Origin of the sequence: Nocardia sp. NPDC050630 (genome assembly GCF_044457245.1) — a bacterium.
Lineage (GTDB): Bacteria > Actinomycetota > Actinomycetes > Mycobacteriales > Mycobacteriaceae > Nocardia.
The window spans coordinates 1-8926 of sequence record NZ_JBITGN010000034.1; the positions used below are offsets into that span (position 1 = coordinate 1).

Consider the following 8926-nt stretch of genomic DNA (forward strand, 5'->3'; position numbering starts at 1 on the left):
TCCGTCCTGCCATGTCCTTCAGTGTCCCTTCCAGCCCCAACCAGGGCCAACAAGGACCCTAAAACTGGACGGACTCATTCACCGGGGACAGGCCAAGTAAGCCAGCAGAGAATAAACGTATCCGACTGGTTGCCAGCGATGAGCTCGAACCTTCGATGCAGTTGCCACCCAACAAGCGGTTCGAGGTGGTTGCTGTGCCAATTGTCGACCGCGATCTCAACGCAGTAGCGGAAGCAGCTGACACCCCGGCCGCACGTTCATCGCGACTATGTGGCGGCCACGGTACATGTATCGCTCTAATCGAGGTGGAGTAAGCGATCATGGGCGCTGAGTTCGCTACGTCGCGGTACACATTCCGGATCCCTCTGTCCACCGGGTACGCACTGTTCAACGCCAGCACCGGCAGCGTGCTGCGGATGGATGGCGGCGATGCTGACGAACTCTCAGCGCTGTTGAGCGGAGCTCGTACGTGGATTTCGGAAGAGTCGCTCGGCCAGCAATTGACAGCCACGCTGCGCCGCGGCGGATTCCTCATAGACGCGGCTTTCGATGAACTCGCTGGAGTACGGGCGCGATACTGGGCTGCACGGGGCCATGCACCTGTAGTCCTCTTGGTGACCACAACCATGGACTGCAACCTAGGCTGCTATTACTGCTACGAGTCGCGATCCTCGGACGCCTTAACGGTGCAAGATGTCGACAAGTTGGTTGCGATCGCTAACGATCGGCTCAAGCGGAACCACAAACAAAGCCTGCACGTTGACTGGTACGGCGGTGAGCCGCTGATGAACCTGTCGTTCTTGGAACAAGCGTCAGAAGCGCTGCAGTCCCTGTGCCGGACACAGAAAGTCGCATATCACGCTTCAGTGATCTCTAATGGCACCCACTGGCCGAATGACGTCGGCTCGTTCGTAAAGCAGCACCAGATCCGTCAGGTGCAAATCTCCTTCGACGGGCTCGCGGCGAACCATAACCGCCGCCGCCGGTACCGGCCTGGCTACCAGTCGGACGATGGCCAGGCGTCATTCACGAAGGCCGCCGCGCTGGTCGGCCGTCTTCTCCAACACACCCGAGTTGACATCCGCTTCAACGCCGACCACGGCAACGCCGATGACCTCGCCGGGTTTATTGAGTTTGCAAAGGAAGAGGGCTGGTTTGCTGCCCCATTCCGGTGTGTACTATTCGTCGCCAAGCTGTCAGCGTACTCGGATCGTTCAGCCTTCCTGCGACCCCATGAGCTTAGTCCGGAGCGTTTCGACGAATTACAGGCTTTGGCCAGACGTACACTACCTGCCGAAGCGCTGGATGAGGAAAACGTCATCGCAGGTTTCCCTCAGCCCAGAACCTCAGTTTGTGGCGCGCTGGCGTCCGACTCGGCTGTGGTGGGCGCGGATGGTCTGGAATACCGGTGCGGTCTGCAAGTAGGTGAGACCCACCGTGCTGTTGGTCGGTTCGGCGGTCGTCAGAACCTATTGCTCCAGCCGCAAGAATTCATTGACCGGGGCTGGTGGGAAAGGTTCGACCCGACCGAGTTGCCGACCTGCTCCAACTGCTCCTTCCTACCTATCTGCTGGGGTGGATGTCCAAAGCGGCACTTGGATGGCGACTCGTCGGACGTGGACATTGAAGGCCGCTACTGGCGCACAAACCTGCCGCGAATGATTGCTGACGGCCTGGGTGAGAGAACCTCAGACGGTTGCGTCTTATCCACGGCCGACCAGTTTCGCGAATGACCGTGAAGTTGGTGTTCTCTTGAACAACCTGGTCCTCCCCGACGAGCACTGGTGCCAGAAGATATTCCGCCGCAGACAACCATGGGAAGACCGGGCGACTGCTGCAGGAAGTTGAACAGTGGTGCAAGCACACCGAGATCACAGCGACAACTGAATTGTGCCTCGGGTTTGGTTTACCCCAGGCCGAGCTTCAACATGGCCAGTTGTCGCACTCGGACCAGCGGTGACGTGTGCAGGCGTGATCTTGAAGATACCAAGTTTGGACCGCGACAGGGTTGCCAACAGATAGGCGATAGAACCGACCGGATCGTAGAGGCGGCCGAGCGGGATCCGGAATTGATACCGGCCGCCACCCCGACGGGGCTGAATTGCCCGATCCGGCAACTCCGATCCGGCGTCATGGAGTCGAAGCACCGCCGAACCGAAGAGCGGCTACACGAAGTACTGCATGTACGCGAAAGTCGCGGACTGAGCGCCCTGTGCGGCGACTCGGCGCACCACTGGCAGCGCGGTCTCATCAAATTCGAGGTGCTCGGACTCAGGCGGGTGCCGCCGCATCGTTGCGCCGGCATCCGCAGCGACTTCTTTGTCGCTCAGGTCCAACAGAAGGAATTGATCACTCTGCAGTGTTGAGGATCAGGATCCGATCCGCGGAGTTCGGTCAGTCTGCGCAGGCGAAGTTCATGGTTCTCTCCGTTCTGTGTCGGTCCCACCACTCTCACTCCGCGCCCGGCGAACGCGGCGAGTAGCGCCGTACCCCATTTGAAGCGCACCTCAGCACGCGCACGCCGCACACAGAAGCGAGCCGCCCTTGATGACATGACGCGGAAAGCGCTGTTCTGCTACGGATTCGGGGGTGTCGACGCGTGGGTTGCGCGGGGCGCAGATTCGCCACGAATCCGCTCCATCGCATCAGCCGGTTGCTCGCGCTGGTCTCTGCCATCGCGGACCGGGTGGTTCTCCACGGATCATGCGGTGCGGTGTCGCTGCGGAGATCCGAAGGCCGATTGGGGTAGCCGACTACTTCTTCGACTGCTGTTGTCCGGGCCAACACTCGAACTCGACCGGCATTCGCTGGCTACCGCAACTGGGGGCGATTTCCCCAGGAAGAACGGACAGGAGAAATATCATGCGACGCAACATGATTCGCACAGGGTTGGCTTCATTGGCGGCAGCTGGGGCCGTCGCGGCATTGCCGAGCATCGCATCGGCAGAGGTGGTGACACCGGACCCGATCGGGGGGAGGGAGCGGGTGAAGGTGACCGTCATCTCAACAGAACCGATGCCGTTGAATTGCACAGTGTCGGTGAAAGGCGCACCGCCGGTCACGTTCCAGGTCGCGCTCGGCGGAAGGCAGAGCGTTGTGATCCCACAGGTTGCACCGGGGCCCGGGACAGCGCACGTGGTGTGCCCAGGTACCACGGTAAACCGGGACCTTCCGGTGGATGTGGATTTGGCGAATCCCGCGTTGGACGCCATTGATTCGGTGTTCATCAGCGCGGGCAGCAGCGGGTTGGCCACCGACCCGACCTTGCGGTGATCCCGCCACGCGATTAGAGGTCGGATGTCCGGGCGGGGTGACCTCAGCCGCACCGCCCGGACATCGTCGAGTGCCGTGGACGTTGCCTCTGTCGGCCGTATCGCGTGCTCACGGTTGCTCCGGCAATGGTTGCTTTCCTGCCGTTCTCCAGTTTGGAGGCGGCGATGGATTGGGGTAGCGCGTTACTGCACCTCGACGGATATTCGTGAGGAACGGTGAGTGTTGTGGGTGATGACGAGAATGACGCATTGGACCGGTTGCCGTTTCCGTATGCGGAGGCGTTGCGATTGCGGGCCGCCGGTGTCACAGACGAGGTGATCGCGGAGGTCCTCGGCATCGAGTCCGATGCGGTGGGACCGCTGCTGCGGATGGCCGAGGCGAAGCTCGCAGCGATCAGGGGCCGCGATCAGCGATGAACACATCGACGCTGAACTCGACCCTGCCGCCGCCTACCGTGGCCGCATACGCTGAAGGGGTGGTGGCCCAGTCGCCGCTGGTCGGCCGTGTCGAAGAACTGGACTGGCTGTTGGAATCAACGACAGCGGCTTCCTGCGGTGTGCTGTTGGCCGGGTTTGCGGGGGTCGGAAAGACGCGGCTGGTGTCCGAGGTGGTGGATCGGTGGCGGGCGCGGGGGCGTGAGTGTCGATGGTTCGTTGCGACTCGGTCGGCGGGATCGGTGCCGTTGGGAGTTTTCGCCGAGTTAGCCGAAACCATCGAGGTCGATCCGCTGCGCCGGATCCGCGATGTGGTCGGTGCTGTGTCGGCGCCTGCAGCGAGTGGTCGGGTGCTGGTGGTGGTCGATGACGCGCATCTGCTGGATGAGCAGTCCGCGCTGGTGATCAATCAGGTGGTGCGTTTGCGGCGAGCGAGTGTGCTGCTGGCGGTGCGTAGCGGCGAGATGCCGCCGGATGCGGTGTCGGGACTGTGGAAGGACCAGTTGCTGGACCGGCTTGATCTGCAACCTTTCTCGCGCGAGGTGACCGCACAGCTGGCCGCGGCGGTGCTGGGTGGGCCGGTCGAGTCCTCGACCGCGACCGCATTGTGGCGATATACCCGCGGGAACGTGCTGTATCTGCGGCATCTGATCGACGGCGAGCGCGCGGCCGAGCGACTTGACCGGCGAGCGGGGGTGTGGGTGTGGGATGGCCGCCCAGGGGTGTCAGTGCCGTTGGCCGATCTGGTGGATGCCAGCATCGCCCGCCAACCTGAGCCCGTGTTGTCCGTGGTCGATGTGTTGGCGGTGGCTGACCCGTTGGAGGTCGATGTGCTGTGCGCGCTCACCGATCCGGCCGCTGTCGAGCAGACGCAACGGGCCGGACTGGTCAGCTTCGACCTCGAGGCGGATCCGGCGCTTGCGCGGCTGACTCACCCGCTGATCGGGGACGTGCGACGCGCCCACACCACACCGGCACGGCTGCGGACACTGCGCGGTCACGTCGTGAACGCGCTGGAAAGCTCAGGTGCCACAACCAGTCTCATTCAAACCGTGCGTCGCGCGGTGCTGATGTCGCAGTCGGATCGGACGCCGAACGCCGAAATGTGCGGAAAAGCAGCAAAGGCCGCCTTGAAGCTGGCCGATCCGATCACCGCGGAGTGGCTGGCGCGACGCGCGGTCCAAGCAGACGGCGGGCGCGCCGCACTATTTTTGCACGCGAGTACGTTGGTCGACTGCGCCCGCTTCGACGAGGCATTGGCGGTGATCGCAGTACTGCGCCGCGACGCCGACTCCGAGCGTGAACGGGTGCTACTGACACTGAACCGCGCATCGATCCTGACCGCCAAAGACCTTCCAGCGGCAGAGCGTGAGCTGGCCGCGATCGAATCTGCCACCACTGCTTGCGGGCTGCGCCGTCCCTACGACGCGGTCGCTGGATGGGCCGCGACCACACATACCCAGCTCATCGCGGGAGCCGAAGCTGCCACCGCCGCGTTGACCGGGGACGGCTGGTTCAATGAGTTCTTCGAACTGATCGCGCTCGCCGCGCTCATGGCCGCCAACGCGGCTCTGGGCCGCTGTGAGGAGATGACCGCCCCGGCAGAACGCGCCTACGACCTCACGCAAGACGGGATAGCCGCGGCCACTTTCACCTTCGTCATCGGGATCTATCAGCTCGACGGTTACCGCACCGCTGGCTACCTCGACGCGGCGACCGAAGTGGCCGAGCGTCTCACCCGAGCCCCTGGCGATTTCCCCAATGCTTTCACCTACCGAGCCTTCGGCTGGGCACTGGTCGCACTCGCCCTTGGTGACCTGGACACCACGCAGGCACGATGCCGTGAAGCCCTCGCCATCACACCGGCATCGGAGTCACTGTTGAGTTCACGGGTGGCGATACTGACATTGGCCATCGCCACTGCGATGACAGGCGACGCTGACACGGCCGAAACGCTGTTAGCCCGCTATCAACCGCTCGACAGGAACCCTGGCGGGGTCCGTCTGAGCCACACCCATTTGCTCGCGCGCGCCTGGGCCAGCGCCGCCGCCGGGATCACCAGCCACGCAACCACCCTGGCAACCGAGACCGCCGCCACAGCCCAGGCAGACCACCAGTACTCCCACGAAGTCATCGCACGACAAACCGCCACCCAATTCGGTGACCCCGCCCACGCCAAACGACTCACCGAACTCACCGCCGTCGTACAAGGACCACGCGTGACCGCAGCGGCCAAGCATGCAACGGCACTGCGAGATAGCGACCCCGCCGGGCTAGCAGAGGCAGCACGGCTGTACGAGGAATTCGGTGACCGGATCGCGGCGGCCGACGCCGCATCGCAGGCTGCGATCCTGTTCCGCCGCAACGGATGCCGTGGTGCCGCGCTCACCGCCACCGCCACCGCCCACCGGCTCGCGGCAGCGACCGGCGCGGACACCCCCGCCCTGCGCGCGAACACCACCAGTGATCCGCTGACCGCGCGGCAACGCGAAGTAATCGCCCTCGTAGCAGCCGGGCTAACGAACCGCCAGATCGCCGACCGGCTCGTCATGTCCCTCCGCACCGTCGAAGGCCACCTGTTCCGCGCATCCCAGAAGACCGGTATCAACACTCGCGATGGACTCACCGCCGCCCTCGACACCACTCCCCACTAACCCATCCCAGCCATCTGTGGTTGCAGCGCAGTATCGTATCCGGCGGGGATGGACCTCAACCCGCGAGGCAGGCTTAGTGACCGAAAGCTCCGGTTCCCAGTATCGGCTGCCTGACACACGACCCGCCTGAATAAGATAGAGCGCAGCCGCAATCAGCGGGTTCGTGACCGCGCCGTGGCTACGTGCAGCAATCCGGACGGCGATTGTCGATGAACGGCAGCGGCACAGGCGTGTCGCACAAGTCGATGTCCACGAATCTCGACGGCACCACCGGCGGCCGACCGGAACACAAGCAGCGGCTTGCCAGCCAGCTAGGCGAGGAAGGTCGGTGGCGGCCGGGTGGATGCGACCGTCTTGTCATGCCATCAAAATTCGCGGACGACGCGCCCGAACATCATGTGACGAGCGCGCCCGCAATGGGACACCTGCCGTCCGAATTCGTGGACGAAGCCAGCGCTGAGGTGCCGTCATCCCTGGTTTGTAGGAGCCGCTGCTTGTTCGAGGAAGTCCTGACTCGTCTGGGCGAGCATGTTACGCAAGGCCGGAGTCTCGATCCGGCGGGCGATCTCGTGGACGGCCACCCCAATGAGGACGTTCTTCGATTGAGGCGAAAGGTGTTGGGCCCAGCCGGGGTCCACCGGGCGCGGACCATGCGGGCCCCACCACACTCCAGGCGTGTCGTCGATGACCCCGAACAGGATTCCACCGACCCAGCCCATGATCGGGTTGTCGATCTTGGGTGCGCGGCGCAGGGCTGTCACGATCGCGCGGACGTCGGGCATGGCACCTATCCGGTCCGTTGCCGGCGTGTTGCTCGTTGTGCCCCAGGCTGGGTCGCTGAGCATGGAGCGCATGTCTGCCGGGCTGGACAGTGAGTGGTTTGCATTCTTGAGGTAGGACTGTACGAGCAGTGCGGCGCCAGCGATCATGGGTGAGGCGCCGGAGGTGCCGCTGAAGCTGTCGGTGTATGTCGTATCACCGGTTCCGGTCTGGCCGTCGCCGGTTGTTGTGATGTTGCGTCCCCAGGCGTAGCAGTCGATGCGGCTTCCGTAGTTGGAGCTGGATAGCCGCGTGTGCGGGGTCGTCGACGTCGCCGAGCCGACCATGATGGCTCCTGAGTCCTTGAAGTCATCGTTGGACCGGTCGAGTACGGCGGCGCCGGTGGTGTCGCGGAACGTGTCGAGGTCGTATCCACCGTTTCCTGCTGCCTCAACGACGACGATCCCGCGGGCTGTCGCATAGGCAATCGCGTCGAAGACCGCTTCCTCAACTTCGACGGGGACATAGGTGTTGCCGGTCGTTGAATATGTGGTCTGGGCCTCCAGCAACAGCACATCGCCTGGCTGTATCCAGTTGGCCGTGCTGACGATCGCCTCTGCGGTGTTGTAGGAGCCGTCGGACCGCCACTGTGACACCACCGATGCGTACGCGCTGGGGGCGATGCCGACGACGCCGACGGTGTTGTCGACACCGACGACTTCGCCGAGCACGGCGGTCCCGTGACCGTGCCAGGCGGTGTTCACGCCCGACAGGATGTTGATGTTCGCCGCGGCGAGGTCCTCATGGGTGAGCGTCCATCCTTGCTCCAGGTCGACGAACGTGATCCCAGATCCGTTGATGCCCTGCGCCCACGCCCAGCGTGCGTCGATGCCTATGGGTGCGGCGCCTTCGTAGCGCTGACGAACATTGCGTGGATCATCGACGGCAACGACGGGTGGCGGCGCGGGCCCACCGGCAACATAGACGGTCTCGACCTCCGGAAGTCGGGCTAGCTCGGCGGTCAGTTCCTCGCCTGCCGAGCGGGATTCGACCGATATGACGCGATAGCGGATCAGGGCGTCGGCAGTTCGGTCACGAACTGACCGGCTCGCCAGCAGGGCGGGATCGACGTATGGCCGCGATGACGCGTTGTAACGCTCAGCCAGGGCGGCGCCCGGGCGAGTCTTCACAACTACATCGACCGGCGACATGTCAGCACTGGTCATCGAAACGTCCTCTCTGAACGGGACTCGTGGTGGGCAATACAACTGCCCAGTGAGCTGAGATTACGCACGGTGGACACGCGCAAACCCGAGTAGACGACTACTCGATTTCGGCCGCTGACAGCTCGGAGGGACACAGGCGCGGTCGCCGCAAATCCCTTCAAACTGTCGCCCCCTCCAGTTCCATGATCGGTAAGTATGGGGAGACCATAATCGCGGTGGTGCTGGCATCGGGGACAGCAGTCGCCAGGATGGAAGCGGCCGGTTACTCCATGGCGGGACGCAAGGCTCGCAGCCCAGGAAGCCGGAAGGTCTGACCGGCCAGCCACGACCGCCAGTAGCCGGTGCGGTATGCCTCGATCCAATGACCGAACAGCCACAATGCCACACCGATGATCAGCCACATCAGCGAGATCAGGGGGCCGTGGCCGAGTTCGAAGACCAGCGCCAGAAGCGAGTCCAGCGCGATGAGGAATCCGCCCCAGCGTGCAAGGACAGGGAAGAACGCTCCGAGCACGAGTACCACGAGCGCCAAGGCCGCGAGCAACTGAATCGTCATGAATCCCCCTCCGCTGTGTCACCG

General features: G+C 63.7%; 7 protein-coding genes. 5 read left to right on the forward strand and 2 right to left on the reverse strand.

Going from position 1 to position 8926, the window contains the following annotated elements; all coding sequences use genetic code 11:
• The first annotated feature begins 320 nt into the window (after nt 1-320).
• The 5 genes from ACIBG0_RS39635 (at nt 321) to ACIBG0_RS39655 (ending at nt 6361) form a co-directional block, all read left to right on the forward strand.
• Entirely contained in the window at nt 321-1733 is a 1413-nt protein-coding gene (locus tag ACIBG0_RS39635; RefSeq protein WP_397040362.1) for a radical SAM protein, read from the forward strand.
• Between the two features lie 399 nt (nt 1734-2132).
• Nucleotides 2133-2366: a hypothetical protein gene (locus ACIBG0_RS39640; protein WP_397040364.1), complete on the forward strand. Its 234-nt coding sequence runs from the start codon at nt 2133-2135 to the stop codon at nt 2364-2366.
• A gap of 496 nt (nt 2367-2862) precedes the next feature.
• Nucleotides 2863-3273: a hypothetical protein gene (locus ACIBG0_RS39645; protein WP_397040366.1), complete on the forward strand. Its 411-nt coding sequence runs from the start codon at nt 2863-2865 to the stop codon at nt 3271-3273.
• Nucleotides 3274-3497: 224 nt separating this feature from the next.
• A complete protein-coding gene (locus tag ACIBG0_RS39650) occupies nt 3498-3689 on the forward strand; it encodes a hypothetical protein (RefSeq protein WP_397040368.1) in 192 nt (63 codons plus the stop codon).
• Nucleotides 3686-6361: a LuxR C-terminal-related transcriptional regulator gene (locus ACIBG0_RS39655; protein WP_397040371.1), complete on the forward strand. Its 2676-nt coding sequence runs from the start codon at nt 3686-3688 to the stop codon at nt 6359-6361. Before ACIBG0_RS39650 ends, ACIBG0_RS39655 begins: the two co-directional genes overlap by 4 nt.
• A gap of 467 nt (nt 6362-6828) precedes the next feature.
• On the opposite strand, the gene ACIBG0_RS39660 is transcribed toward ACIBG0_RS39655, so the two are convergent.
• Together ACIBG0_RS39660 and ACIBG0_RS39665 are read right to left on the reverse strand one after the other, a co-directional pair.
• Nucleotides 6829-8346: a S8 family peptidase gene (locus ACIBG0_RS39660; RefSeq protein WP_397040373.1), complete on the reverse strand. Its 1518-nt coding sequence runs from the start codon at nt 8344-8346 to the stop codon at nt 6829-6831.
• 262 nt (nt 8347-8608) lie between these two features.
• Nucleotides 8609-8902 carry a hypothetical protein gene (locus ACIBG0_RS39665; RefSeq protein ID WP_397040375.1) on the reverse strand — a complete coding sequence of 98 codons (294 nt, stop codon included), beginning with the start codon at nt 8900-8902 and terminating at the stop codon, nt 8609-8611.
• Nucleotides 8903-8926 lie beyond the last annotated feature (24 nt).

Excerpts from the sequence above, each read along its gene's own strand:
- ACIBG0_RS39635 (WP_397040362.1), top strand. The coding sequence starts at position 321 with ATGGGCGCTGAGTTCGCTACGTCGCGGTACACATTCCGGATCCCTCTG.
- ACIBG0_RS39640 (WP_397040364.1), top strand. The coding sequence starts at position 2,133 with ATGGAGTCGAAGCACCGCCGAACCGAAGAGCGGCTACACGAAGTACTG.
- ACIBG0_RS39645 (WP_397040366.1), top strand. The coding sequence starts at position 2,863 with ATGCGACGCAACATGATTCGCACAGGGTTGGCTTCATTGGCGGCAGCT.
- ACIBG0_RS39655 (WP_397040371.1), top strand. The coding sequence starts at position 3,686 with ATGAACACATCGACGCTGAACTCGACCCTGCCGCCGCCTACCGTGGCC.
- ACIBG0_RS39660 (WP_397040373.1), bottom strand. The coding sequence starts at position 8,346 with ATGACCAGTGCTGACATGTCGCCGGTCGATGTAGTTGTGAAGACTCGC.
- ACIBG0_RS39665 (WP_397040375.1), bottom strand. The coding sequence starts at position 8,902 with ATGACGATTCAGTTGCTCGCGGCCTTGGCGCTCGTGGTACTCGTGCTC.